The sequence below is a fragment of the Streptomyces sp. V4I2 genome (assembly GCF_030817655.1).
Lineage (GTDB): Bacteria > Actinomycetota > Actinomycetes > Streptomycetales > Streptomycetaceae > Streptomyces > Streptomyces plumbiresistens.
The window spans coordinates 7,520,505-7,545,433 of the sequence record NZ_JAUSZM010000003.1 but is presented as its reverse complement, the minus strand read 5'-3'; the positions used below and the strand labels follow the sequence as shown (position 1 = coordinate 7,545,433).

Genomic DNA, 24,929 nt, shown 5'->3' with positions numbered 1-24,929 from the left:
AGCCCTTCACGTCGCTCACCCCTGAAGGTAAAAACAACGTTGCCGAGACTATGCCTTCAAGTATCGAAGTCAATAATTCGTTCTGTGTGAGATTTGAACGGCGAAGTAAGAGAAGTGTGTTCAAGAGTTGAACTTATGGAGACGCGCAGGTCAGGGTCGGTGTAGGCGACACGTATCTAACGAAGTCGCTGCGAGATGACCTTCGACACACCGTCGCCCTGCATGGAGACGCCGTACAGCGCGTCGGCGACCTCCATCGTGCGCTTCTGGTGCGTGATCACGATCAGCTGGGAGGCCTCCTGCAGCTCCTGCATGATGCGGATCAGCCGCTGGAGGTTGGTGTCGTCGAGCGCCGCCTCGACCTCGTCCATGACGTAGAACGGGCTGGGCCGCGCCTTGAAGATCGACACCAGCAGCGCCACGGCGGTCAGTGAGCGCTCACCGCCCGAGAGCAGGGACAGCCGCTTGACCTTCTTGCCCGGCGGCCGGGCCTCGACGTCCACGCCCGTGGTGAGCATGTTGTCGGGGTCGGTCAGGATCAGCCGCCCGTCGCCGCCCGGGAACAGCCTGCTGAACACGCCCTCGAACTCACGGGCCGTGTCCCGGTAGGCCTCGGTGAAGACCTGCTCGACGCGTTCGTCGACCTCCCTGACGACCTGGAGCAGGTCGGCACGGGTCTTCTTCAGGTCTTCGAGCTGCTCGCTGAGGAACTTGTGGCGCTCCTCCAGCGCCGCGAACTCCTCAAGGGCCAGCGGATTCACCTTGCCGAGCTGCTGGTACGCCCGCTCGGTCGCCTTCAGCCGCCTCTCCTGCTCGGCCCGGTGGAACTGCTTCGGCTGGTTGCGCGGGTGCTCCGGGTCCTCCGGCAGTTCCTCGCCCTCGGCGGGGGGCGAGGGCGGTACCAGTTGGTGCGGGCCGTACTCGGCCACGAGCCCCGCCGGTTCCACACCGAGCTCCTCCAGCGCCTTGGTCTCCAGCTGCTCGATCCGCAGCCGCTTCTCGGCGCCGAGTACCTCACCCCGGTGGACCGAATCCGTCAACTTGTCGAGCTCCGCCTTGAGATCGCGTCCCTCGGTGCGGGCGGCGGCCAGCTCCTGCTCACGGCGGGCCTTGGCGGCCTCGGCGGCGGTGCGCTCCTCGTCGGCGCGGGCGAGGGAGACCTCGACGTGCGCGAGCAGCTGCCGCGCACCGGAGGCGACGGCCTCCGCGACGGCCGCCTCGTGTCTGAGACGGGCCCGCCGTTGCTCGGCACGCGCGCGTGCCTCGCGTTCCGCACGGGCGGCCCGGTCGAGCGAGTCGGCCCGTCCGGACAGGCCCTTGACTCTTTCCTCGTGTGTACGGACCTGGAGGCGGGCCTCCATCTCGGTCTGCCGGGCGTTGGCCCCGTCGGCGGCAAGCCGGTCCCGTACCGAGGTGTCGGGCTCCTCCTCGACCGGCATCTCCTCGGCGACGGCGAGCCGCTCGGCGAGTTCCTCGACGTCCTGGAGGGCCTTGTCCAGCGCCTCCTGCGCCCGCGCGGCGGCGGCCACGGACCGCTCGGCCTCCCCCGCGGCCCCACGCGCCTGCCCGGACAGCCGCCCCAACTGCTGCGCCACGCCCGACTTCTCCCGGTCGGCGGCCCGGCGCCGCTCCCCCAGCTCCTCCACGCTCGCGGCACACTCCCGGCGCCGCTCCCCCGCCACGTGCTGCGCCTCGGTCAGCTCCTCGCACCGCACGGCCAGCTCCTCGAGCTCGGCGGCCGCCTCGTCCACGGACGCCTGCACCTCGAGCAGGCTGGGCGCCCCGGCGGACCCGCCCTGCGCGAAGTGCGCGCCCAGCAGATCGCCTTCGGCGGTGACGGCGGTGAGGTCGGGCCGGGCGTAGACCAGATCCTCGGCGTCTTCGAGGGTGCTGACGACGACGATCCCGCGCAGCAGGCGGCGTACGGCGGGCATGAGGTCGGAGGGGCCGCGGACGAGGTCGGCGGCGAAGGGCGGGCCGTCGGGGTGCGGCCGTCCGGACGCGGCGTCGGAGTGCGGGCTGTCGGCGGAGTGGACCGCGTCGCCGAGGCGCGGGTCTGCGGAGGCCGCGTCGGCCGTCAGAGGCTGCCATGCCTCGCCGCCGGTGTTCGTGGGTGCCGCCACCGAGCCTGCCGGTGCGCCGGCTCCGGTCCTCGCGGCGGCCGGGCCGGTGTCCTCCGGGGCCCCCGCCAGCAGCAGGGCCGCCCGTCCGGCGTCCTGCTTGCGCAGCAGCCGGATCGCGTCGGCGGCCGAGGACGGGGTGGTCACCGCGATGGCGTCCGCGGCGGCGCCGAAGGCGGCGGCCAGGGCCACCTCGTGGCCCGGGGTCACGGTCAGCAGCTCGGCGGCCGGGCCGAGGAGGCCGGTGAGGCGGTCCTTCGCGCCGAGCAGCGCGCCCGTGCCGTCCTTGCGGCGCAGACCGAGCGCCAGCGCCTCGTGGCGGGCCTGGGTCGCGGCGCGTCTGCGCTCGGCGGCCGTGGCCGCCTCGCGGGCCGCGGTCAGCGCGGCCTCCGCCTCGGCGAGCTGCCGCTTCGCCGCCTCATGCTGCTCGGCGAGTTCCGCGTCGCCGGCGTCGAGGCCGTCGACCTCGGCCTTCAGGACCTCGTACTCCTCCTGCGCGGCGACCGCCCGCTCCTGCGCCTCGTCCCTCGCGGCGGCGAGGCGGTCGATCTCGGCCTGGGCCGAGGCCGCACGCGAGCGGGCCGCGTTGACCTGGCCGTTCAGGCGGGCCAGGCCCTCGCGGCGGTCGGCGATCGCCCGGGCGAGGTCCTTCAGGCGCCGTTCCTCATGGGCCAGTTCGCGTTCCAGGTCGGCGCGGTGCGCGACCGTGTCCTCCAGGGCGCGCTCGGCCGCCTCCAAGGCCGCTTCGAGCTCGGCCTCCTGCTCACGGATCCGGGCGGCCTCGCGTTCCATGTCCTCGGGGTCACGGCCGCGCCGCTCCTCGGGAGGCGCCGAGGTCGCGCTCTTCACGCGCGCGTCGGCCAGCGAGATCGTGCCGCGCACCCGTTCGGCGAGCTGGGAGAGCTCGTACCAGCTCTGCTGCGCCCGCTGGAGGCGCGGTGTGAGCTGTCGTACCTCGTCCTCCAGGAGCGCCTCGCGCTGGAGCGCCTTCTTCAGCTCCAGCTCGGCGGATTCCTTGCGCTCCTTGAGCGCGGCCTCGTCCGCGACCTCGGCCCGCAGCGCCTCCCGCAGCCGTACGAGATCGTCGGCCAGCAGACGAAGGCGCGCATCGCGCAGATCCGCCTGGATCACGGCGGCCCGGCGGGCGACCGCGGCCTGGCGGCCCAGGGGCTTCAGCTGCCGGCGCAGCTCGTCGGTCAGGTCCTGCACGCGCGCGAGGTTGGCCTGCATCGCGTCCAGCTTCCGCAGCGCCTTCTCCTTGCGCTTGCGGTGCTTGAGGACGCCCGCCGCCTCCTCGATGAAGGCACGGCGGCCCATGGGATCGGCGTGCAGGACGGAGTCGAGCTGGCCCTGGCCGACGATGACGTGCATCTCACGGCCGATGCCGGAGTCGGACAGGAGTTCCTGGATGTCGAGGAGACGGCAGGTGTCGCCGTTGATCTGGTACTCGCTGCCGCCGTTGCGGAACATGATCCGCGTGATGGTGACCTCGGCGTACTCGATGGGCAGCGCCCCGTCGGAGTTGTCGATGGTCAGCGACACCTCGGCGCGGCCCAGCGGCGGGCGCCCGGTGGTGCCGGCGAAGATGACGTCCTCCATCTTGCCGCCGCGCAGCGACTTGGCGCCCTGCTCGCCCATGACCCAGCTGAGCGCGTCCACGACGTTGGACTTGCCCGAGCCGTTCGGCCCCACGACACACGTGATGCCCGGTTCGAACCGGAGCGTGGTCGCCGAGGCGAACGACTTGAAGCCACGGAGGGTCAGGGCCTTGAGGTGCACGGCGCTGGACTCTACCTTCCGGGGGTGTCTCACTCCATGAACCCACGGTTTCACCCATGAACGTGCAGGGCACACCAGACGTTAAAGGAAGTGAAAGGATGCGCGGGGGAAAGAAAGAAGGGACGCCGAAGCGTCCCTTGCAAACTCTGACAACTTAGCGGTTGATACAGGCTGCCCAACCACTGCGTGAGCTGTCGTGTAGCGATGCAGTGATCAGGTGAGCGCGGGCTCCGCCTGGTGTGCGTCGATGCTCTCCATGATCCTGTCGTGAGAAGCGGCAGCCGCGAGCGTGTCGTTCTCGGCCTGAATCCGTACAAGCTCGGATTCGAGGTCCTGGACGCGCTGCTGAAGCCGTCGCATCTCGGCGAGGAGTCGAGGGTCGGAGCCGCCGACGTAACCGAGAAGCGCCTTTGCCATGATGGATGGTCCTCCACACTGAGTGACCGACCGAAGCGGTGTGGGTCGTGAGGGATTCGCACCCGCGGTGCTTGACACTTTTGAGTTCTTGCTGCCGTTCTTCCATGCCAAACAGCTAGGGTGCGCGGGGTGCTTTTAGCGTCTCACCAAAAAGTTTGACGGTCAACACGATCACGCCCCGTATTGGCGGGCAACCCGGTGCTGCGCGGCCTGAACCGGCGGCGCTGCGACTCCTGCGGGGCCCTCAGGGCGTGGCGATCATCCTTACCTGGCGGAGCCTGTCACGGCAAGCGATTCTTGGCAACCACCAGGCTCTTTCTGCTCCGGGCAGCTGCCAGTGGCATGTCCCTCCGCTTCCCGCTGGGCCGTTTTACAGAATCGGGTCAGCGGATGGCGAAGCCGTCGTAACCCCCGCGAGGTGTGTCCCAGATCTCGGTGACACCCTCCACGCGGCCGGGCGTGTCGTCACCCTGGAGCCAGTCGAGGAGTACTTCGCACCCCGGGCGCGACCCCTCGGCGACCACCTGGACCCGTCCGTCGCCCAAATTGAGAGCAAAACCACTCAGGCCGCCGATCTCCAGGGCCTTGGCCCGCGTGAACCAGCGGAAACCCACACCTTGGACCCGTCCACGCACCCAGGCGACCAGTCGCACATCCTCGCTCATGAGTGCAACCTAACCGGCCAATGTCTCTTGGGACACTTCCTCCCCTGGCGCCATGCGGTACCGTCCCCACCCAATGAATCTCATACGAAACTCACTCGATCGTGTGAGTTTTGTGAGCTTGGTTGACCGGGGGGACGCGTCGACCGCCAGGACGAGGAAGGCAAGGACATGGGACGCCACCGACGCTCCGCCGCCGGCCGCGCCGCCACGGGCCGCGCCACGGGGGTCACAGAAGCGCACGGCTTCTCCACAGGCAGCCACGGACGCCACGACTCGTACCCGGGGGAACACCCGACGATAGGTATCGCTCCCTATCTGAACCCCGAGGGTCACGCCGAGGCCAACGCGAGGAGTGACGCCTACCTCTTCGCCACGGAGGAGGACTACGCCCTCTACCGCGGCGAGGGCTTCACACCGGACGACGGTCCCCGCCGCTCCGGCTCGCACCGCCGGCGCAAGAGGAGCGCCGTGACGCCGGTGAAGACCGGTCTGCTCGGCGTCTCCGCGGCGGTCGCCCTCGGCACGGTCGCGGTCGCCACGGGCGCGATGCCGGGCCTCGAGAACTACAAGCTCGGCGGCGGCAACAGCAGCGACGGCGGCAGCGTGCAGGCCGCGGACTCGCCGACCAACAGCGCGACCGAGCAGGGCGGCACCTCCGGCAGCGCCGAGAGCCGTGACGAGGACGAGTCGACCAGCCGCGACGCCGACCGCTCCGCCTCGCCCACGCCCGCCCCCTCGACCTCGTCGGCCGCGCCGACCGAGACGCCGTCGAAGAAGCCGAAGGCCACGCCCAGCAAGAAGCCGAAGACCACCCCGCCGCGTGCGGCCACGAAGGCGCCGGAGGAGACCAGCGCCCCCGTGACGGTGTCCGCGGAGACCGCCGCCGCGGCCGAGGTGCTGAAGCTCGTCAACGACGAGCGGGCGAAGGTGGGCTGCAGTGCGGTCGCCGCGAACAGCGCGCTGGCCGACCTGGCCCAGGCCTTCAGCAAGGACATGGCCGAGCGCGGCTTCTTCGACCACACCAACCCGGACGGGCAGAGCCCCTGGGACCGGGCCGCGAAGGCCGACATCACCGATCTCGGCGGCGAGAACATCGCCCGGGGACAGGCCGACGCGGCCGCGGTGATGGAAGCCTGGATGAACAGCCCCGGCCACAAGGCCAACATCCTGAACTGCGACTTCAAGACGCTCGGGGTCGGCGTACACATGGGCCCGGGCGGCCCCTGGTGGACGCAGGACTTCGGCTACTAGCCCCGGCGGCCCGGTCGGTGGCTCACTCCTTGCAGCACTAACTCACGGTTAGTGCAACCTGTCGGTTAGCGCTGTGTTCACGTACTCTTGGGACATGGACACCACGCAGGACCGCTCGGAGGTGCAGGACCTCCCGTACAACGTGTTCGCCAAGGCCTGCCCCTCGCGCGGCACCCTGGAGCACGTCACGGGACGCTGGGGCGCCCTCGCCCTCGGTGCGCTGCACGAGGACGGGTCGCTGCGCTTCAACGAGCTGCGCCGCCGGATCGACGGCGTGAGCGAGAAGATGCTCTCCCAGACGCTGCACGCCCTGGAGCGCGACGGCCTGGTCCACCGCGAGGCCCAGCCCACGAACCCGCCCCGCGTGGACTACGAACTGACCCCCCTTGGCCGCGAGGTCGCCGCGCGGCTGATCGGCCTCATCCACTTCGTGGAGGGGCGGATGGACGACGTACTCACGGCCCGCGAGCGTTACGACGAGACGCGCGGCGCCCGCTGACACCTCGGGCAGAAGTAGCTGGACCGGTTCATCCAGGGGCGCCGGCGCATCGGTGTGGCGCAGCGCTTGCAGGGCAGACCCTCGCGTCCGTACGCGTCGAGCGAGCGGTCGAAGTAGCCCGACTCCCCGTTGACGTTGACATAGAGGCTGTCGAAGCTCGTGCCGCCGACCGCGAGGGCCGCGTTCATCACGTCCCGGACGTGGCCGAGGAGTTCGGCGGTGCGCGGGCGCGTGAAGTTCGCCGTCGGACGCTCGTAGTGGATGCGGGCGCGCCACAGGGCCTCGTCCGCGTAGATGTTGCCGACACCGCTGATCAACGACTGGTCGAGCAGAGCCCGTTTGATGGTGCTGCGCTTGCGGCGCAGGGCCTGGTGGAAGGCCTCGTCGTCGAAGTGCGGGTCGAGGGGGTCGCGGGCGATGTGCGCGATGACGTCGGGCAGGCCGTCCGGGGTGGTGTCGTGCAAGGACAGGCCGCCGAAGGTGCGTTGGTCGACGAAGCGGAGTTCGGTGTCGACCTCGTCGGCGAAGCGGACCCGGATCCTGAGGTGCTTCTCGTCGGGCGCCGCGTGCGGCTGGACCAACAGCTGCCCGCTCATGCCCAGGTGCGCCAGGATCGCCTGGTCGGTGTCCTCCAGCGGCAGCCACAGGTACTTGCCGCGGCGGCTGGGGGTGCCGATGCGGTGGCCCTTGAGACGGTGGGCGAAGTCGTCGGCGCCGGCGAGGTGACGGCGTACCGCACGCGGGTGCAGCACCTCGGCCTCGGCGACCGTCCGGTGGGCGACCCACCGCTCAAGGCCGCGTCGTACGACCTCGACCTCGGGCAACTCGGGCATGGGGCTCCCCCGTCACATCCGGTGTATGAGTCGAGCGCCCGCCCTCGGTGAAGGGGGCGGGCGCTCGGGTCGCGCTTGTTCGGTCAGGCGGAGACGGACGACGGACCTTCGCCGTCCTGGGCGACCCGCTCGGCCGCCTCCTTGGCGCGCTCGTCCGCCGCGGACCGAATGGCCCGCCACGCGGATTCCGCGGCCTGCTGCTCCGCCTCCTTCTTGCTGCGGCCGGTGCCGGTGCCGTACGAGACGCCTCCGACGCGGGCGGCAGCAGTGAAGGTCTTCTCGTGGTCGGGGCCGGTCTCCGTGACCAGGTACTCGGGCACGCCGAGTCCTTCGGTCGCGGTGAGCTCCTGGAGACTGGTCTTCCAGTCCAGGCCGGCTCCGAGGTTCGAGGACTTCTCGATCAGCGGGTCGAACAGGCGGTGCACGAGCTCCGCCGCCGAGTCCAGACCCTGGTCGAGATAGACCGCGCCGATCACCGCTTCCAGGGTGTCGGCAAGGATGGACGCCTTGTCCCGGCCGCCTGTGCCCTCTTCACCACGGCCGAGCCGGATGAAGGAACCCAGGTCGAGCCCACGGCCGACCTCCGCCAGTGCACGCGAGTTGACCACCGCGGCCCGCAACTTGGCCAGCTGGCCTTCGGGCAGGTCGGGGTGGGTGCGGTACAGCGTGTCCGTGACCACGAGGCCGAGCACGGAGTCCCCGAGGAACTCCAGACGCTCGTTGGTCGGCAGACCGCCGTTCTCGTATGCGAACGAGCGGTGGGTCAGCGCACGCACCAGAAGGGCGGACTCGAGCTTGTACCCGAGCCGCCCTTCCAACAGCGTGTGGGACGAGGCTGTGTTGTCCGCCGGGTCGACCCCGTTGGCACGGGGAGCGTTCTTCTTTGGCGTGGACACGGTGCCTCTCACCAGCCGCTCAGACCTCGAGGACCTGGCGCTTGTTATAGGTGCCGCAAGCCGGGCACGCGATGTGCTGCAGCTTGGGCTCGTGGCAGCGCTCGCACGCAACCAGGTTGGGGACCGCAGCCTTCCACTGCGACCGGCGGTGGCGCGTGTTGCTGCGCGACATCTTCCGCTTCGGAACAGCCACGGCTACTTCTCCTGCTTCTCGTCGACGCCCGCTTCGGCGTCGCTGGTGTCGTCCTTCTCGCCATCTTCGAGTGAACCGGCGAGTCCCTGCAGTGCCGCCCAACGGATGTCGACGGCGTCATGGTGGTGGCCCGGGTCGTCCGCAAGGCGTGCACCGCACTGGGCGCACAGTCCTGGGCAGTCTTCCCGGCACACCGGCTGCATCGGCAGTGCGAGCACCACCGCGTCGCGCAGCACGGGTTCGAGGTCGAACAGGCCGTCCTCGATGAAGAGCATGTCCTCGTCGTCCTCGGCGTCGTCGGCCGGCTCCGCCTTGGGGCGGCCCCGGTCGTCGGCGTCAGGGTACGAGAACATCTCCTGGAAGTCCGCTGTGAGCTCCAGCTCGAGCGGCTCCAGACACCTTACGCACTCCCCCTTGGCCGTTGCACGGACGGTGCCTGTGACGAGCACACCTTCCATGACCGACTCGAGGCGGAGTTCGAGCTTCATCGGGGCGCCTTCCGGCACTCCGATGACCTCCTGGATCCCGAGATCCTTGGGGGCGTCGATCTCACGGGTCAGGCGCTGCAGCGCGCCAGGACGCCGCCCCAGCTCGTGTGTGTCGAACACGAGAGGGTTGCGGTGGTCGAGGCGGGCGTTCAGGGCCATTCCTGCTTTCGATCTTCTGAGCTCGGGGACGCTGTCCTTCGGTGTTCCCGGGCAGCGTTGATCGCGGACGTGCACGCGACCGAAGAGCCAGGATACTGGACCTTTCGCTCACGGCCCAATCCGGTGTGCGCTCCCGGCCACCGGCCCTTCCTGGACGGGCTGATCAGCCGTTTCCGCGCCCCTGCTCGTAGGCCCGCAGCTGCTCGGCGCTGATCATGCCGGTGTCGAAGAGGCTGGTCTCGTCGAGGGCGGGCATCTGCTGCTGCTCGGCGTAGCCCTGCTGGGCCTGCTGGGCCTGCTGGGCCTGCTGGGCCTGCTGGGCCTGCTGCGGGTCGTAGGTCCCCTGCTGAGCGTCGTAGCCCTGGTAGGCGTACGGGTCGGCCTGCTGGTAGCCGTACGGGTCCTGCTGGCCGGCGTACTGCTGCTGGTAGCCGTAGGGGTCGGCGGCCTGCTGCTGGTAGCCGTAGGCCGGCTGCTGCTCGTACTGCTGGGGTACCGGCTGCTCGGCCGGGGCGGCCTGGGCCGCCGGGGTGTCCGCCTCCGTCTGGGCGACGAGGTCGGCGAGGTAGTCGGCGTCGCTGGAGTGCTGGATGGTCGTGAGGTCGTCGGCGAGGGAACCGAGGTCGTCGCTGGCGATCCGGCCGTGCAGCTTCTGGCGGCCGCGGCCGACGGCGTCCAGGGTCTTGGCGAGGACCGCCTCGAAGGCGCCGAGCTTGACGTCGACGTACTCGTCGGCGCTGCGGCGCAGGGTCTCCGGGTCGTGGCTGCGCTCGGGAGCGTCCTCGTCCTCGTAGCCCTGCTCGTCGATGCCGGGTCCGGTGCCGAGGAGCTTCTCGCGGCCGCGGCCCACCGAGCCGAGGGTCTTGGTGAGGACGACCTCGAAGTTGGCGAGCTTGGAGTCGACGTAGTCGTCGGCCTCGGCGCGGACGTCCTCGGCCTCCTTGCGGGCCTCGGCGAGGATGCGGTCCGCCTCGGCCTGGGAGCGGCGGGCGACCTCCGTGTCGGAGATCAGGGAGCCGCGCTCGGCGTGTGCCTGCCCGATGATCCGCTCGGCCTCCTGTCGGGCCTGCTCGACCAGCTGCTCGCGGTCGCCGATCAGCTCCTGGGCCTGCGCGAGGGAACCGGGCAGGGCCTGGCGCAGCTCTTCGAGCATCGAGAGCAGTTCGGCGCGGTTGACCACGCACGAGGCCGACATGGGCATCGACCGGGCACCGGAGACCGTGGTCACGATCTCGTCGAGCTTCTTCTGCACGTCCACCTGTGCTCGCCACTCTCTACAGCTGTGTTGGAGACGGACGGGACGACTTTAGCCCCATCAGTCCTTGCGCAAGCGCTCGTTGAGGGCCTCGAGAACCGTGGGCGGGACCAGGTGCGAGACGTCTCCGCCCCAGGTCGCGACCTCCTTGACGAGCGAGGAGGAGAGGAAGCTGTACGTCGGGTTGGTCGGCACGAAGAGCGTCTCCACCCCCGACAGACCGATGTTCATCTGGGCCATCTGCAGTTCGTAGTCGAAGTCGCTCACCGCGCGCAGGCCCTTGACGATGGCCGGGATGTCGCGCTGCTTGCAGTAGTCGACCAGGAGGCCGTGGAAGGCCTCGATCCGGACGTTCTCGTACTCGGCGGTGACCTGGCGGATCAGGTCGATCCGCTCCTCGACCTCGAACAGGCCCTTCTTGGACTTGTTGATCATCACCGCGACATAGACCTCGTCGTACAGACGGGAGGCGCGGGAAATGATGTCGAGGTGTCCGTTGGTGATCGGGTCGAACGACCCGGGACAGACGGCGCGGCGCACTTGAGTTCCCTCGCTCTCCGGTCCGGTCATCGTGCGTCTTCGCACGTAGAGGCGGCGCGACCGTACCAAAACGTTCCCTCGCCGTAGCGACGGGACCGGATCGCGTCGAAACCGTCCGGCCAGCTGAATTCGCCGCCTCTGGTGCTGCGCTCCACGGTGACGAGGGCAGCGGCCGCGAGCCAGCCTTCCGTACGGAGTGTGAGCAGAATCTCCCGAAGATCGTCGTCCGTGACGGCGTACGGCGGGTCCAGGAAAACGAGGTCGTACGGCTCCGCGGGCGGCGTCTGGATCACCTGGTGGGCCTTGCCCGCCCTGACCTCGGCGCCGGGCAGGCCGAGGCTCTTCACGTTCTCCCGGATGATGCGGGCGGCCCGGGCGTCGGCCTCGACGAGCAGGGTGTGGCCGGCACCGCGGGACAGCGCCTCCAGGCCGACGGCGCCGGAACCGGCGTACAGGTCGAGGACCCGCTCGCCGTCCAGCGGGCCGCCGAGGAGGGACTGCCAGGTGGAGAAGAGGCCCTCGCGTGCGCGGTCGGAGGTGGGGCGGGTGCCGGTGCCCGGCGGGACGGCCAGGCGGCGTCCGCCGGCTGCGCCGGCGATCACGCGGGTCATGTCCTCGGTCCTTGTCCGTACGTCGGTGAAGCTCGGTGGGGTTCCAGTGTCTCAGCCGGTGTGGCGGTGCACCGGGTCACCCCTTGTCGAGGTACTGCTCCCGTTCCTCGTCCAACAGGGCGTCCAGGGCCGTGCGCAGGCCCGGGAGGCGGGTGAGGTCCGGATCGGCGGCGACGAGGGCGGCGGCCTCCTCGCGGGCCTCCGCGATGATCTCCTCGTCCTCGATGACCGCGAGCATCCGCAGGCTGGTGCGGGCGCCCGACTGGGCCTGGCCGAGGACGTCGCCCTCGCGGCGCTGTTCGAGGTCGATGCGGGAGAGCTCGAAGCCGTCGAGGGTGGAGGCCACGGCGTTCAGCCGCTGGCGGGCCGCGCTCGCCTCCGGCATCTCGCTGACCAGGAGGCACAGGCCGGGAGCCGAGCCACGGCCGACGCGGCCGCGCAGCTGGTGCAGCTGGGAGACGCCGAAGCGGTCGGCGTCCATGATCACCATCGCGGTGGCGTTGGGCACGTTGACGCCGACCTCGATGACCGTGGTGGCGACCAGGACGTCGGTCTCCCCGGCGGCGAAGCGGCGCATGACCGCGTCCTTGTCGTCGGGGTGCATACGGCCGTGCAGGACCTCGACCTTGACGCCGCTGAGGGGGCCCTTGGCGAGTTGGTCGGCCACCTCGAGGACGGCGAGCGGCGGGCGCTTCTCGGCCTCGTCCTCGGGGGACTTCTTCTTGCCGGCCTTCTTGGGGTCGTCCTCCTCGTCGCCGATCCGGGGGCAGACGACGTACGCCTGGTGGCCGTTCTCCACCTCCTCGCGCACCCGCTCCCAGGCCCGCGCGAGGAAGTGCGGCTTGTCGGCGGCCGGGACGACATGGCTGGCGATCGGTGAACGCCCGGCCGGGAGCTGGTCCAGGACCGAGGTCTCCAGGTCGCCGAAGACGGTCATGGCGACCGTGCGCGGGATGGGGGTGGCGGTCATGACGAGCAGGTGGGGCGGCTGCTTGCCCTTGCCGCGCAGGGCGTCGCGCTGTTCGACGCCGAAGCGGTGCTGCTCGTCCACCACGACCAGGCCGAGATCGTGGAACTGCACCTTGTCCTCGATCAGCGCGTGCGTGCCGATCACGATCCCGGCCTCGCCGGTGACGAGATCGAGCAGGGCCTGGCGGCGGGCGGCCGCGCCCATGGACCCGGTGAGCAGCACCACCTTGGTGGCCTGGTCGGCCCCGCCGAGCATGCCGCCCTCGGCCAGCTCGCCCATCATCTCGACGACCGACCGGTGGTGCTGCTGGGCTAGCACTTCGGTGGGCGCGAGCATGGCGGCCTGGCCGCCCGCGTCGACCACGGCGAGCATGGCGCGGAGGGCCACCATGGTGTTGTGGGTGACCGTGAAGTTGTCGGTGACGTAGGCATGGCCGGGGTGGGCGACGCTGATGCACTGGACCAGCTTGCGTCCCACGTGCTCGACAGCCCGGATTCCGCGTCGAAACGTGTGGTATTCCGGCCGGGGCCGTACGCGGTCGGCCTTGCGGGTCAGCCGGAATGGCGCATGTTCCTCAGACAGGGCCACGGAGACATGGAAAACGGCTCGCTTCGGCAGGACTCGTGCACGGCCACCCAGCGAACGCACGAGCCAGGCAACGTCGTCTGCGAGCCTGCGCGAGGCCGGACAGAGCGAGATGCTCATGCCGTCCGCGTGGACAGTGCCGTCCGTGTCCAAGAGGCCCTGCAACAGGGCCAGGCGGTTCTTGACCGACGTGTTCTTGAACTCGTCCGGCACGAACGTGCCGTGTGACGTCAAGCCCCACAGGTTCAGGTCGCGCAGGGTCTGAATCACGGGATTGCGGACACCACCAGCACGTTGTGTCAGCTGGATCGTGTAGTCGCAGCTGGAGCCCGCTACCGGCACCAGCCGGCATTCGGGCGCCACAGCGGCTGCCACGGCATCGCGAATCTCCTCATCGATCGTGGAGAAACGCAGGTCGTGGCGGAACGAGCCGTCCCCCAGGAGGAGGCCGAACAGATAGGGATCCAGCGGCAGCCCTGAATCGCCTCCGAGGTCAACGGGGGTTGCAGCCGGGATGTACCACTTCGAGGAGCCGTTCGCCTTGAGCGTGTCGAGACGGATCTCTCGAGTGGTCATGACCTTGGGTTTCTGCCCTCGATGCCACCCACAACTCGTACCGACGATCCACAGATGCTCGTCATCGCACTCGACGGAGCTGCCGTCGGACAGCACCAGCCGCCAGACATCACGCTCCCCCTGCGGGAAGACGCCGTCGATCAACGCGATCTCCCCATCGGGCGCGACAACCTCGTCCCCCACTTTCACGTCCCCCATACGACGGAAACCGGCAGGGGTGAGCACCAACGAGTCGAGAGGCTGGGCCTTGCCCGAACCGACCTCTCCCTGCAGCAACCGGTGCATCGGATGCTCCGTCGCCAGGTCGTCGAAGATCTCGCGGGTGACCTTCTGCTGGCCGTCGGTGAGAGTGAAGGGCAAGCGGGCGTCGAAGGACGTGAGCAGGCCGTCCGGGGCGGGTTTGCGGGGGACGGCCGGGAGTTGGGCGTCCGCGTGGCGGCGGCGGGCGAGGGCGACCTGGAGGACGAAGGCCTCGTCCCACTTGAGGCGGGAGCGGGCGTCCTCGATGTCCGCCTTGGTGTGCGGGCGGTGGATCTTGAGGAGGGCCTCGGGGAGGGCGACCAGGCCGCGGCCCTCGCGGAGGGAGTCCGGGAGGGGGTCGAGGGCTTCCTGGGCGCTCGGCAGGACGGTCTGGATCGCCTTGCCGATCTTCCAGGACTCCAGCTTGGCAGTGGCGGGGTAGATCGGGATGAGGGCGCCGGCCCAGGCGTCGACCGCCTCCTCGCTGTCGCCGCGCAGCAACTCGTACGCCGGGTGGGCCAGTTGGAGGCGGCGGTTGAAGACGGAGACCTTGCCGGCGAACAGCGCGCGGGTGCCCGGCAGGAGTTCCTTGTGGGGTTTGTGAACGCCGTGGCCGAAGAAGACCAGTTGGAGTCGGCCACTGCCGTCCGTGATGGTCACTTCGAGGCGCTGGCCCTTGCCGCGCGGGGCCTTGGCCGAGGCGAAGGTGTGCAGGCGGGCGTCGGCGACCTGGGCGACCACCGTGACGTGCTCGTCCATGGGGAGGTCGGCGAGGTGGGTGAGCTGGCCCCGCTCCTCGTATCGGCGCGGGTAGTGGTGCAGGAGGTCGCCGACGGTGAGCAGGCCGAGATGCTCGGCCATCACCTTCGCGGTGGCGGGGCCGAGCACCTTTTTCAATGGTTCTTCCAGTGCGGGCACGAGATCCATTGCACACCACACCACTGACAATGCCGTAAACGTCTCGGGAAACCCCTGGTCAGACGGCTGGTTGAGGCTTAGGATGGCGCGCCTCAAGCCATCCCCCGCGGTCACCGCCTCACACGGGACCGCCCGACCCCGCGCCGTCGCCCGTTCCCCCCACCGGCGCTGCGACGATGGACTCCCAGATTTCACAGCCCTCCCCGGCATCCCAGCCGCCCCAGTCACCTCATACGTTCCAGGTCGACCTGCGTGGTCTGGTGGACCTGCTCTCCCATCACCTCTACTCCAGCCCCAAGGTCTATCTGCGCGAGCTGCTGCAGAACGCGGTGGACGCGATCACCGCCCGGCGGGCCGAGCAGCCCGACGCCCCGGCGCGCGTGCGGCTGTACGTAGACAGCGGCGCGGGCGGGTCCCTGCGTGTCGAGGACTCCGGGATCGGGCTCACCGAGGCGGACGTGCACACCCTCCTCGCCACCATCGGGCGCAGCTCCAAGCGCGCCGACGGGCTGCAGGAGGCTCGCTCCGACTTCCTCGGGCAGTTCGGCATCGGGCTGCTCGCCTGCTTCGTGGTCGCCGAGCGGATCCGGGTGGTCAGCCGCAGTGCGCGTACGCCCGGTGCGGCACCCGTGGAGTGGACGGCGAGCGACGACGGTTCGTACACCGTGCGGACACTGCCGGACGAGGCCCGCCCGGAACCGGGCACCACCGTGCACCTGATGGCGCGGGCCGGTGCCGGGGAGTGGCTCACCGAGGAGCGGGTCCTCGCGCTGGCGCGGGACTTCGGCTCGCTGCTGCCGTACGACGTGCGGGTGGGCGACGAGGCGGTCACCGATCTGCCCGCGCCCTGGGACCGGACGTATCCGAGCCCCGCCACCCGAAGGGTGGCCCTGGCGCGGCACTGCTACGACCTGTTCGGGTTCGCTCCGCTGGACTCGATCGAGCTGGACGTGCCGCTCGCCGGGATCCGTGGAATGGCGTACGTCCTGCCGTCGGCGGTCAGTCCGGCCCAGCGGGCGAGTCACCGCGTGCACCTGAAGGGCATGCTGCTGACCGAGCGGGGCGAACAACTGCTGCCGGACTGGGCGTTCTTCGTGCGCTGTGTCCTGGACACGGACAGTCTGCGCCCCACGGCCTCGCGCGAGTCGCTGTACGAGGACGAGACGCTGGCGGCCGTACGGGAGGCGCTGGGCGAGCGGATCAGGTCCTGGCTGACGGGTCTGGCGGCCGGTGATCCGGAGCGGCTGGCGGCATTCCTGGAGGTGCACCACCTGGGCGTGAAGTCGCTGGCGCGGCACGACCGGGAGATGCTGCGCACGATGCTGCCGTGGCTGCCCTTCGAGACGACCGACGGGCGGCTGTCCCTGGAGGAGTTCGCGCAGCGCCACCCGGTGGTGCACTTCACGCGGACCGTCGAGGAGTACCGGCAGGTCGCGCCGATCGCCTCCGCGCAGGGCGTCGGGGTGATCAACGGCGGCTACACGTACGACAGCGAGCTGATCGAGGCGCTGCCGTCGGTGCGGCCGGGGACGGTGGTCGCCGAGCTGGACGCCGACACCGTGACGGCGCATCTGGACGCGGTCGATCCGGCCGAGGAGCTGGCCCTGGCGGGCTTCCTGGCGGCCGCGCGGGCGAAGCTCGACCCCTTGGGCTGTGACGTCGTACTGCGCGCCTTCCATCCGCTCTCCGTGCCCGCGCTGCACCTGGACGACCGGTCGACGCGGCACGAGCAGGCCCGGGCGGAGGCCGAGGAGCAGGCCGACGACCTGTGGGCGGGCATCCTCGGCTCGCTGCGGGGCAGCGCCCCGCGCGCGCGGCTGGTGCTCAACCACCTCAACCCGCTGATCCGGCGGATCAGTTCCCTGGGCGACCCGGAGCTGATCGGCACCGCCACCGAGTCCCTGTACGGGCAGGCGCTGCTGATGGCCCAGCGGCCGCTCAGGCCCGCGGACTCGGCGCTGCTGAACCGGGCGTTCATCGGCCTCCTGGAATGGGCCACCCACGGCGAGGAGGGTCACTGATGAGTGAGATCACGGACTTCGACGAGCTGCGCCGGGCGATGGCGGAGAACTCCGAGCAGCCGGAGGGGCCGGCCCGCAACGCGCGCGCGGAGCAGCTGCTCGCGGAGGCGGAGAAGCTGAACGTCCCGCTCGCGGTGATCGAGGCGCTCGGGCACCAGCTGAAGGTCTACAACTACAGCTCCGAGAAGGCCAAGATGTTCGTCCCCTTCGCGCGGCTGCTGCGCATGTGGGACGAACGGCCCGAGGACTTCGACGAGTACGAGGCGCACTCGCTGCACTGGGTCTTCAAGTGGATGTCGTCCGGCATGCTCGACCAGCCGCACGTTCCGCTCGCCTCCGTCGAGAAGTGGCTCGGCGAGATGGAGCACCGCTACCGGCTGGCCGGGCACTCCGAACGGGCCGTGCGCAGCGCCGAGTTCAGCGTGGCCGCGCACATCGGGGACGTGGCGCGGGCCGAGCGTGCGTACGCCGCGTGGCTGGCCGCCGACCGGGACGCGATGGCCGACTGTCACGCCTGCGAGCTGCACGGGCAGGGCTGGTGGCAGGCGGAGCGCGGGCGGGACGCGGCGGCGCTGGAGCTGTGGATGCCGGTCCTTACGGGCGAGTACACGTGCGCCCACGAGCCGCACACGGTGCTCGCGTCCTCCCTGGTGCCCCTGCTGCGGCTCGGCCGCGCGGACGAGGCGCGCGCCAACCATCTGCGGGGCTTCCGGCTCGTACGGGCCATGGAGAGCATGCGGGGCGCCTACGCCGACCACGTCGAGTTCTGCGCGCTGTCCGGCAACGAGGCGCGTGCTCTGGAGCTGCTCGCGGAGCGGCCGGCGTACTTCACGGACGACGGACATCCGCGCAGCAAGCTGGACTTCATGGCCGTGGTGGCCCTGCTCATGGACCGTCTGACCGAACTCGGGCTCGGCGGGCAGCCGGTGCCCGGACCGGCCGAGCGGGCGTGGAACGCGCGCGAACTCGCCGCCCACGCGCGCGGGGAGGCCCTCGCGCTGGCCGCCCGCTTCGACGAGCGCAACGGCACCCGGTACGTCAGCGAACGGGCACACGCGCGGATGGCCCAGCGGCCGCTGGTGGAACGGCTGCCGCTGGGCGTGCGGTCGGCGCGCGCGGTCTCCGCACACCCTGTGGCGGCCCCCATGTCCGTCACCCCGCAGGAGCCCGATCTGGCCGCCCTGATCGCCGAGGCGCGACGGCTGTCGGACACCCTGCAGCCGAACGCCGTCGAGGCCTGGGCGGCGGTCGCGCGGGCCGCTGAGGGCGTCGAGCTGGACGCCCGCGACCGGGCCGAGATCGCCGACCACGAGGCGATGGACCGAGGCCCCGAGGGCGTCGGCCTCTTCGAGCGCGCCGCCGAGCTGTACGCGGAGGCGGGCGACCCCGGTGAAGCCTTGGCGGCACGCGCGCGTGCGGCGTACGTGTGCGCCCTCACAGGCGACGTGGACGCGGCACTGACAGCGGTCGCCGAGCCGTACGACGAGATCCTCGCGCTGTACGCCGAGGACGGCACCGGCGTACGGCAGACGGCGTCGGTGCTGATGGGGCGGGCGCGGATTCTGATGCGACGGGTGCAGCAGGTCGTCGAGTCCCGGGGGGACGACGAGCTCCTGGCCGATGAGCGGCAGGGGGCAGCGGCGCCGGGTGGCGAGGCGACCACTGACGGCGGCCCTCAGCCTGCCGTGCCTCCGGTCGGCGGCCCCTCCGTGGGCTCGGTTCTCGCCGCTGCCGAGATGGCCGCGCGGGAGGTGCTGGCGCTGGCCGAGGGGCGTACCGAGGAGGACGTGCGGCTTGCGGCGCGGGCCGCGGAAGCACAGGCCATGCTCGCGGAGCTGGCGGGGCACCGAGGGGACGTGGAGGTGGCCGCGGAGCTGTTCGCGCGGGCCGCGGCGGCGTTCGTGGGTGCGGGACTGCCCTGGTTCGCGGTGGAGTACGAGGCCCGGTTGGCGGGGCTCGCGCACCACCTCGGCGACCCGGCCGAGACGGAACGGGCGCTGCGGGCCGCCCTGGAGCACGGCGGGCCGCATCTGGAGGCCATCGGACGGGCCCAGCTGCACCTCCAGCTCGCCGAGGTCGTCGGCGGCAGAGGGCTGGCCCAGGAGGCGGCCGAGCACGCCCTGGAGGCGGCGCACTGGGCCGACGAGGCCGGCGAGGGCCCGACGCTCGGGGCCTGGGCACGTCAGCAGCTCGGCGGGTTCCTGCTGCGGCTTGGGCGGTGGGCCGAGGCCGCGGAGGTGCTGGAGTCGGCGCTGCCGGATCTGAACGCCGAGACGCACGGCGACGGCGCGGTCGTGCAGACGCAGTGGTGGCTCGGCGACTGTCTGAGCGAGCTCGGCGAACACCGCGCGGCAGCCGAACGGCGGCTCCAGGCGGCCGACATCGCCCGGCACTGGCCCGAGCAGCACGACCACGCGACGCTCGCCCACCTCGCCGCCGAGTCCCTCGGGCACGCGGGGCAGCATGCCGACGCGGACCGGGCGTACGCGCGCGCGGGCGAACTTTGGCGGTCCCTCGGCAACGTCCACGGCCTTGTCCGCTCCCTGCGCGCCCGCGCGTGGCTCGCGCTGCGCCCGGAGGAGGGGCCCGAGGAGGCACGGGAGTTGATGGCGAGCGCCGTCCGGGAGTGCGAGACGGCGCTGGGATCGGAGCTGGCCGACGAGGACGCCCGGCAGCGGCTCGTCGCCGAACTCGGCCACACCCGCCGCCAGTTCGGTGACCTGCTGGCCCGTTCCGCCGCCGAGGACGCCGAGGACGACTCGATCCGGGCCGTGCTGGAGGATTCCCTGGCCCAGGTGGCGGAGGCCATCGTGCTGTTCGCCTCCCTCGGGGCGGACGCCCTGGACAGCCGGACCGGCGCCGAACTCACCGCGGGCTGGCTGGAGGCCGACCTGAGCCGCCCCGCCCGGGCGGCGGCACGCGCGCGTGCGGTGCTGGCGGCGTACGGCGCGGACGAGGCCGAGGACGAGGTGGCTCGGGCACGACTGGCCGAGGCCAGGCAGCTGCTCCAGGTCGTGGAGGAACAGGCGGCGGCACAGGCGGACGAACAACCGGCCGACTAGGGGCCCACGCGACCCCGATCAGCCCGCCCAGGGCCTACTCCACCCCGATGAGGAGCACGGCTCCCTGCCGACCGCCCCGGTACACCACCGTGTCGACGGCCAGGTACGACTCCCGCACGCGCGCTTCGAGATGCTCGGCGACAAGCTCGGGCGCCTCGTCGCCCAGCACGAGGGTGACCAGCTCGCCGCCGGCCGCGAGCATGCGGTCGAGGACCGTTTCGGCGGTGACGGTGACGTCCGCCCCGATGACGGCCACGTCGCCGTCGATGAGGCCGAGGACGTCACCGGCCTGGCAGATGCCGGCCATGGTCCAGGACTGGCGTTCCGCGACGACGACCTCGGCGTACCGGGTGGCACCCGCCGCCGAGGTCATCGTCACGACGTCCTCGTCGAAGCGGCGGTCCGGCTCGTGCACGGCGAGCGCGGCGATGCCCTGGACCGCGGAGCGCGTCGGGATGAGCGCCACGCGGATGCCTTCCGTGCGGGCCTGCTCGGCGGCCGCGGCCGCGGTGTGGCGCAGGTCCGCGTCGTTGGGCAGCAGCACCACCTCGCGCGCGTGGGCCCGTCGTACGGCCTCGACGAGTTCTCCGCTCGCGGGCGGCTCCCCGGGACGCGCGAGCACGGTCGTCGCGCCGGCCTCGGTGTAGAGCCCGGCCAGACCTTCGCCGGGCACGACGGCCACGACGGCGCGCTGGGCACGCTCCCGGGGCGGCCGCTCGGCGCCGGTGGTGTGCACGTCCCCGAGTCCGAAGTGCGTGATCCGGATCCGGTACGGCCGCCCGGCCTCGACGCCCGCCTCCACGGCGGCGCCCGCGTCGTCGACGTGCACATGGACGTTCCACAGCCCGTCGCCGCCGACCACGACGAGCGAGTCCCCGAGGGCGTCGAGCCGCGCGCGCAACCGCGCGACGGCCGCGTCGTCGGCTTCCAGGAGGTAGATCACCTCGAAGGCGGGCCCGCCCTCCTCCGAGGCACCGTCCGCGCACTCGTCGGCGCCGTGCTCTCGACCGCCGTCACTGTCGCGGTCGCCGTCGCGGACTGCCCAGCCGCCCTGCTCCCCGTCGCCCTCGTCCTCGTCCCCACCATCGTCGTCCGCCCGACCGACCTCACCGTGCTCCACGCGCGCGTGCCCGCCCGCACCCGGCGCACCCGAAGGGTCCACCCCCGGCGCCTCCCCCGTGAACGTCTCCACCAGCGCCCCCAGCACCGCCACCAGCCCCCGTCCGCCCGCGTCGACCACCCCGGCGCGCTCCAGGACGGCCAGCTGGCCGGGGGTCGCGGCGAGGGCGGCACGGGCGCCCTCGTAGGCCGCGCGGGCCACCGTCGCGCAGTCGCCCTCGGCTCCGGTGGCCGCGTCGGCGGCGGCCGAGGCGACGGTGAGGACCGTGCCCTCGACGGGACGGGCCACGGCCTGGCGGGCGGAGTCGGCCGCGTGCCGCAGGGCGAGCGTCAGGCCCCGGCCGTCGGTGTGAGCGGTCTCACCGTCGGCGGCGAGCACCTGTGCCATGCCGCGAAGCAGCTGGGCGAGGATCGTTCCCGAGTTGCCCCGCGCGCCTATGAGTGCCCCGTGCGCCATCGCCCGCGCGGCGTCGGCCAGCGCGGGCCTCCCGGCGGTCGGCATGCTCGCCGCGTGCCCCGCGAACACCGCCTCCACGGCCGCGGCGGCCGACTCGACGGTCAGGTACAGGTTCGTGCCGGTGTCCCCGTCCGCGACGGGATAGACATTGATCGCGTCGATCTCCTCGCGTGCCCGGCCCAGCGACCGGAGCGCGAGACCGCACCAGGTGCGCACCGCGAGAGCATCGAAGAATGTCTGCGGCACCTGCGCCACCTGTCGCCTCCTAGGACCTGCCCGGCTGATCATGTCGCAGACGCGGGGTCTGGTGCGCGCATCTGCCGCGTTGTCGTCGGTCGCCGACTCCCCCACGCTCGAAACAACCTCCGCGCGGGGGGACCGCCATCGCGTCGGTTCCCTCCTCCGCCTTGCAGCCGCACGCACCAGACCCGGCTCACCCTGTGCAGGAAAGGCGCCGCCCCTTTCCTGCGACCTGATCAGCCGGGCAGGTCCTAGCTGCTGGACGTGGGACGCAGCGTAGACCGCGGGGTGGTGTTCACCGGAAGAGGGCCTGGAGCGAGGCCCTGAGCAGCCATGGTAGTTTCGTTCTACTGGCGCAGTCGTTGTATGCTGCTCCGGTTGCCCGATCCACTCGGGCCAATCCCCCTGGCACCGCCAATCAGATCTCTGATCCTACGATCTCGATCCCGGCATGCCGGGATCCACCGTAAGTGCATCTGAAGTCTTTGGAGTGACCCGTGGCTGCCAACTGCGACGTCTGCGGCAAGGGGCCGGGCTTCGGCAACAGCATCTCGCACTCGCACCGCCGTACGTCCCGTCGCTGGAACCCGAACATCCAGCGCGTGCGTACTGTGGTCGGCGGGACGCCGAAGCGCCTGAACGCTTGCACCTCGTGCATCAAGGCCGGCAAGGTCTCGCGCTGACGCACAGCTAAGCGCGCGGCCACTGCTGGTTCGCTGCACAGAGCCGGTCCACCCCGTGTGGACCGGCTTTTTGCACGCCCGCACCCGGCTCACCGGACCGCGCTCACCAGACCGCGTAAACGCTCGCGCAAGCGTTTACGCCCCGCCGCCCGCCCTGAACCGCCACCCGTGGTCCACTGGCCCGATCCCCCCGCCGAGCGCGAACCCGGCCGCGATCGCGCCGGTGACGTACTTCTTGGCCGCCGCCACCGCCTCCGGCACGGACTGCCCCTTCGCGAGCTGCGAGGCGATCGCCGAGGCGAGGGTGCAGCCCGTGCCGTGCGTGTGCCGGTTGTCGTACCTCGGCGCGCGCAGCCAGTGCTCCTCGGAGCCGTCGGTGAGCAGGTCCACGGCGTCACCGGGCAGGTGACCGCCCTTGATGAGCACCCAGCGCGGTCCGTACGACAGCACGGCCACGGCGGCTTCGGCCATCCCGGATTCCGACTCGACCCGCACACCCGTGAGCTGGGCCACCTCGTCGAGGTTGGGCGTCGCCACGGTCGCGACCGGCAGCAGTTTCGTCCGTACCGAGTCCAGGGCCGACGCGGCGAGCAGGGGGTCCCCGTGCTTGGAGACGCCGACCGGGTCGACGACGGCGGGCGCGTCCGTCCCGCCGATCAACTCGGCCACCGCCTCCACGAGTTCCGCGGAGGCAAGCATCCCGGTCTTGATCGCCTGGACGCCGATGTCGTCGACGACGCTGCGGTACTGCGCCCGTACGGCCTCCACCGGAAGCTCCCAGGCCCCTTGCACGCCAAGGGAGTTCTGCGCGGTGACCGCCGTGACGACACTCATGCCGTGCACGCCGAGCGCGAGCATGGTCTTCAGGTCGGCCTGGATGCCCGCGCCACCTCCGGAGTCGGAGCCCGCGACCGTGAGAACACGAGGCGGCGCGCTCATGACTCGATGTCCCCGAAGTGGTCCCAGCCGCCCTTCTTGGTCCACGGCGCCCCGTCCACCGTCACCTGGGGCAGCGCCGACGGGTTGAGGACCTCGCCGATGATCTTCCAGCGGGCCGGCAGCTTCACGTCCGGCGGGAAGGTCGCGACGATCGCATGGTCCTCTCCCCCGGTGAGCACCCACTGCATGGGGTCGACGCCGACGGCCTGCCCGATGTCGTTCATCTGGGACGGGATGTCGATCGCCCCGGAGCGGACGTCGATACGGACCTTGCTGGCCTCGGCGATGTGCCCGAGGTCGGCGATCAGCCCGTCGCTCACGTCGCACATCGCGGTCGCGCCGAGCCCGGCGGCGGCCGGTCCCGCGTGGTACGGCGGCTCGGGGCGCCGGTGTGCCTCCACGAAGGCGCGCGGCGAGCGGAAGCCGCGGGAGAGCACCGCGAACCCGGCCGCGGACCAGCCCAGCCAGCCGGTCACCGCGACGATGTCGCCGGGCTGCGCGCCTCCTCGCGTCACGGGCTCGTTGTTGCGCAGATCGCCGAGCGCGGTGATCGACACCATGATCGTGTCGCCGCGTACGACATCCCCGCCGACCACGGACGCGCCTGCGACCTGGCACTCGTCGCGCAGGCCGTCCATCATCTCGACCGGCCAGGCCACCGGGAGTTCGGCCGGGACGACCAGGCCGAGCAGCAGCGCGGTCGGGACGGCGCCCATGGCGGCGATGTCCGCGAGGTTCTGCGCGGCGGCCTTGCGGCCCACGTCGTAGGCCGTGGACCAGTCGCGGCGGAAGTGCCGTCCCTCCAGGAGGATGTCGGTGCTCGCCACCACCCTGCGGTCGGGAGCGGCCACCACCGCGGCGTCGTCGCCGGGGCCGACCCGGACCGCCGGGGTGGTGGTGAGACGGGAGGTGAGCTCCCTGATGAGCCCGAACTCACCGAGCTCACCAACAGTGCCCTTCATTGCCCTTACGCCCCTTCTGTACCTGTCCGTGCCCGGTCGCGCGTCACCAGTGTCCTCGATACGGTCGAGAAGACCGTCAACTTCTGCCGTGCCTGCACCCCGGCGCGCAAGCCCTGGTCTCCGCAGGTCTCCCCGCGGCGAGCGGGGACGCGATACCGTGGCGTTCCTTTTCCCCACATGATCCTCGTGGCCGCCCTGGAGGTTCCGTGGTACAGGCGTACATCCTGATCCAGACGGAGGTCGGCAAGGCGTCGACCGTCGCCGAGACGATCAGCAAGATTCCTGGGATCATCCAGGCCGAGGACGTGACGGGACCGTACGACGTGATCGTGCGCGCCCAGGCCGACACGGTCGACGATCTCGGCCGCATGGTGGTCGCGAAGGTCCAGCAAGTGGACGGCATCACCCGCACACTGACCTGCCCGGTCGTCCATCTGTAGTCCCCGTCTAC

At 71.2% G+C, this 24,929-nt stretch carries 20 protein-coding genes; 6 read left to right on the top strand and 14 right to left on the bottom strand.

Annotated elements, in window-relative coordinates:
- Positions 1 to 176 precede the first annotated feature (176 nt).
- The 3 genes from QFZ76_RS35645 to QFZ76_RS35635 form a co-directional block, all read right to left on the bottom strand.
- Positions 177 to 3,899 (bottom strand): AAA family ATPase, encoded by a 3,723-nt coding sequence (locus QFZ76_RS35645; protein WP_307677538.1) that lies wholly within the window; start codon positions 3,897 to 3,899, stop codon positions 177 to 179.
- A 213-nt stretch (positions 3,900 to 4,112) separates the two neighbouring features.
- Positions 4,113 to 4,316 (bottom strand): hypothetical protein, encoded by a 204-nt coding sequence (locus QFZ76_RS35640; RefSeq protein WP_053747983.1) that lies wholly within the window; start codon positions 4,314 to 4,316, stop codon positions 4,113 to 4,115.
- Between the two features lie 383 nt (positions 4,317 to 4,699).
- The gene (locus QFZ76_RS35635) at positions 4,700 to 4,981 is read right to left on the bottom strand and encodes an acylphosphatase (RefSeq protein ID WP_307677537.1); all 282 of its coding nucleotides are present in this window, start codon (positions 4,979 to 4,981) and stop codon (positions 4,700 to 4,702) included.
- Positions 4,982 to 5,149: 168 nt separating this feature from the next.
- On the opposite strand from QFZ76_RS35635, the gene QFZ76_RS35630 reads away from it, so the two are divergent.
- Together QFZ76_RS35630 and QFZ76_RS35625 are read left to right on the top strand one after the other, a co-directional pair.
- Positions 5,150 to 6,232: a CAP domain-containing protein gene (locus QFZ76_RS35630; protein WP_307677536.1), complete on the top strand. Its 1,083-nt coding sequence runs from the start codon at positions 5,150 to 5,152 to the stop codon at positions 6,230 to 6,232.
- A 94-nt stretch (positions 6,233 to 6,326) separates the two neighbouring features.
- On the top strand, positions 6,327 to 6,731 hold the full coding sequence (locus QFZ76_RS35625) for a helix-turn-helix domain-containing protein (RefSeq protein WP_307677535.1): 405 nt from the start codon (positions 6,327 to 6,329) through the stop codon (positions 6,729 to 6,731).
- Here the strand turns inward: QFZ76_RS35625 and mutM are convergent.
- The 8 genes from mutM to QFZ76_RS35585 form a co-directional block, all read right to left on the bottom strand.
- Positions 6,704 to 7,564 (bottom strand): bifunctional DNA-formamidopyrimidine glycosylase/DNA-(apurinic or apyrimidinic site) lyase, encoded by an 861-nt coding sequence (mutM, locus tag QFZ76_RS35620; protein WP_307677534.1) that lies wholly within the window; start codon positions 7,562 to 7,564, stop codon positions 6,704 to 6,706. The two genes, QFZ76_RS35625 and mutM, sit on opposite strands and share 28 nt — an antisense overlap.
- A gap of 83 nt (positions 7,565 to 7,647) precedes the next feature.
- Positions 7,648 to 8,460 carry a ribonuclease III gene (gene rnc, locus QFZ76_RS35615; RefSeq protein WP_307677533.1) on the bottom strand — a complete coding sequence of 271 codons (813 nt, stop codon included), beginning with the start codon at positions 8,458 to 8,460 and terminating at the stop codon, positions 7,648 to 7,650.
- A 19-nt stretch (positions 8,461 to 8,479) separates the two neighbouring features.
- Positions 8,480 to 8,653, bottom strand: coding sequence for a 50S ribosomal protein L32 (rpmF, locus tag QFZ76_RS35610; RefSeq protein WP_033321093.1), 174 nt, complete (start codon positions 8,651 to 8,653; stop codon positions 8,480 to 8,482).
- 2 nt (positions 8,654 to 8,655) lie between these two features.
- Positions 8,656 to 9,300, bottom strand: a complete 645-nt coding sequence (locus QFZ76_RS35605) for a DUF177 domain-containing protein (protein ID WP_307677532.1) — start codon at positions 9,298 to 9,300, stop codon at positions 8,656 to 8,658.
- A 163-nt stretch (positions 9,301 to 9,463) separates the two neighbouring features.
- A complete protein-coding gene (locus QFZ76_RS35600) occupies positions 9,464 to 10,558 on the bottom strand; it encodes an ATP synthase F0 subunit B (protein ID WP_307677531.1) in 1,095 nt (364 codons plus the stop codon).
- Positions 10,559 to 10,615: 57 nt separating this feature from the next.
- Positions 10,616 to 11,095, bottom strand: a complete 480-nt coding sequence (gene coaD, locus QFZ76_RS35595) for a pantetheine-phosphate adenylyltransferase (protein WP_307680223.1) — start codon at positions 11,093 to 11,095, stop codon at positions 10,616 to 10,618.
- A 26-nt stretch (positions 11,096 to 11,121) separates the two neighbouring features.
- Positions 11,122 to 11,706, bottom strand: a complete 585-nt coding sequence (rsmD, locus tag QFZ76_RS35590; protein ID WP_307677530.1) for a 16S rRNA (guanine(966)-N(2))-methyltransferase RsmD — start codon at positions 11,704 to 11,706, stop codon at positions 11,122 to 11,124.
- 76 nt (positions 11,707 to 11,782) lie between these two features.
- Positions 11,783 to 15,004 (bottom strand): helicase-related protein, encoded by a 3,222-nt coding sequence (locus QFZ76_RS35585; RefSeq protein ID WP_307677529.1) that lies wholly within the window; start codon positions 15,002 to 15,004, stop codon positions 11,783 to 11,785.
- A 167-nt stretch (positions 15,005 to 15,171) separates the two neighbouring features.
- Between QFZ76_RS35585 and QFZ76_RS35580 the strand changes: the two genes are divergently transcribed.
- Together QFZ76_RS35580 and QFZ76_RS35575 are read left to right on the top strand one after the other, a co-directional pair.
- Positions 15,172 to 17,016, top strand: coding sequence for an HSP90 family protein (locus QFZ76_RS35580; RefSeq protein WP_307677528.1), 1,845 nt, complete (start codon positions 15,172 to 15,174; stop codon positions 17,014 to 17,016).
- A complete protein-coding gene (locus QFZ76_RS35575) occupies positions 17,016 to 20,078 on the top strand; it encodes a tetratricopeptide repeat protein (protein WP_307677527.1) in 3,063 nt (1,020 codons plus the stop codon). The genes QFZ76_RS35580 and QFZ76_RS35575 overlap by 1 nt, the downstream gene beginning before the upstream one ends.
- Positions 20,079 to 20,112: 34 nt before the next feature.
- On the opposite strand, the gene QFZ76_RS35570 is transcribed toward QFZ76_RS35575, so the two are convergent.
- Positions 20,113 to 21,909 carry a DAK2 domain-containing protein gene (locus QFZ76_RS35570; RefSeq protein WP_307677526.1) on the bottom strand — a complete coding sequence of 599 codons (1,797 nt, stop codon included), beginning with the start codon at positions 21,907 to 21,909 and terminating at the stop codon, positions 20,113 to 20,115.
- 482 nt (positions 21,910 to 22,391) lie between these two features.
- On the opposite strand from QFZ76_RS35570, the gene rpmB reads away from it, so the two are divergent.
- Positions 22,392 to 22,577: a 50S ribosomal protein L28 gene (rpmB, locus tag QFZ76_RS35565; RefSeq protein ID WP_217234690.1), complete on the top strand. Its 186-nt coding sequence runs from the start codon at positions 22,392 to 22,394 to the stop codon at positions 22,575 to 22,577.
- Positions 22,578 to 22,712: 135 nt separating this feature from the next.
- Here rpmB and thiD read toward each other — a convergent pair whose 3' ends face one another.
- Both thiD and QFZ76_RS35555 read right to left on the bottom strand, forming a co-directional pair.
- Positions 22,713 to 23,516 (bottom strand): bifunctional hydroxymethylpyrimidine kinase/phosphomethylpyrimidine kinase, encoded by an 804-nt coding sequence (gene thiD, locus QFZ76_RS35560; RefSeq protein ID WP_307677525.1) that lies wholly within the window; start codon positions 23,514 to 23,516, stop codon positions 22,713 to 22,715.
- Complete coding sequence (locus QFZ76_RS35555) at positions 23,513 to 24,478, bottom strand: thiamine-phosphate kinase (RefSeq protein ID WP_266433349.1); 966 nt, start codon at positions 24,476 to 24,478, stop codon at positions 23,513 to 23,515. Before QFZ76_RS35555 ends, thiD begins: the two co-directional genes overlap by 4 nt.
- Positions 24,479 to 24,684: 206 nt before the next feature.
- Here QFZ76_RS35555 and QFZ76_RS35550 point away from each other — a divergent pair, with 206 nt between their 5' ends.
- Entirely contained in the window at positions 24,685 to 24,918 is a 234-nt protein-coding gene (locus QFZ76_RS35550) for an Lrp/AsnC family transcriptional regulator (protein ID WP_020138723.1), read from the top strand.
- Positions 24,919 to 24,929 lie beyond the last annotated feature (11 nt).

Excerpts from the sequence above, each read along its gene's own strand:
- QFZ76_RS35640 (WP_053747983.1), bottom strand. The coding sequence starts at position 4,316 with ATGGCAAAGGCGCTTCTCGGTTACGTCGGCGGCTCCGACCCTCGACTC.
- QFZ76_RS35635 (WP_307677537.1), bottom strand. The coding sequence starts at position 4,981 with ATGAGCGAGGATGTGCGACTGGTCGCCTGGGTGCGTGGACGGGTCCAA.
- QFZ76_RS35630 (WP_307677536.1), top strand. The coding sequence starts at position 5,150 with ATGGGACGCCACCGACGCTCCGCCGCCGGCCGCGCCGCCACGGGCCGC.
- QFZ76_RS35625 (WP_307677535.1), top strand. The coding sequence starts at position 6,327 with ATGGACACCACGCAGGACCGCTCGGAGGTGCAGGACCTCCCGTACAAC.
- mutM (WP_307677534.1), bottom strand. The coding sequence starts at position 7,564 with ATGCCCGAGTTGCCCGAGGTCGAGGTCGTACGACGCGGCCTTGAGCGG.
- QFZ76_RS35605 (WP_307677532.1), bottom strand. The coding sequence starts at position 9,300 with ATGGCCCTGAACGCCCGCCTCGACCACCGCAACCCTCTCGTGTTCGAC.
- rsmD (WP_307677530.1), bottom strand. The coding sequence starts at position 11,706 with ATGACCCGCGTGATCGCCGGCGCAGCCGGCGGACGCCGCCTGGCCGTC.
- QFZ76_RS35585 (WP_307677529.1), bottom strand. The coding sequence starts at position 15,004 with ATGGATCTCGTGCCCGCACTGGAAGAACCATTGAAAAAGGTGCTCGGC.
- QFZ76_RS35580 (WP_307677528.1), top strand. The coding sequence starts at position 15,172 with ATGGACTCCCAGATTTCACAGCCCTCCCCGGCATCCCAGCCGCCCCAG.
- QFZ76_RS35575 (WP_307677527.1), top strand. The coding sequence starts at position 17,016 with ATGAGTGAGATCACGGACTTCGACGAGCTGCGCCGGGCGATGGCGGAG.
- thiD (WP_307677525.1), bottom strand. The coding sequence starts at position 23,516 with ATGAGCGCGCCGCCTCGTGTTCTCACGGTCGCGGGCTCCGACTCCGGA.
- QFZ76_RS35555 (WP_266433349.1), bottom strand. The coding sequence starts at position 24,478 with ATGAAGGGCACTGTTGGTGAGCTCGGTGAGTTCGGGCTCATCAGGGAG.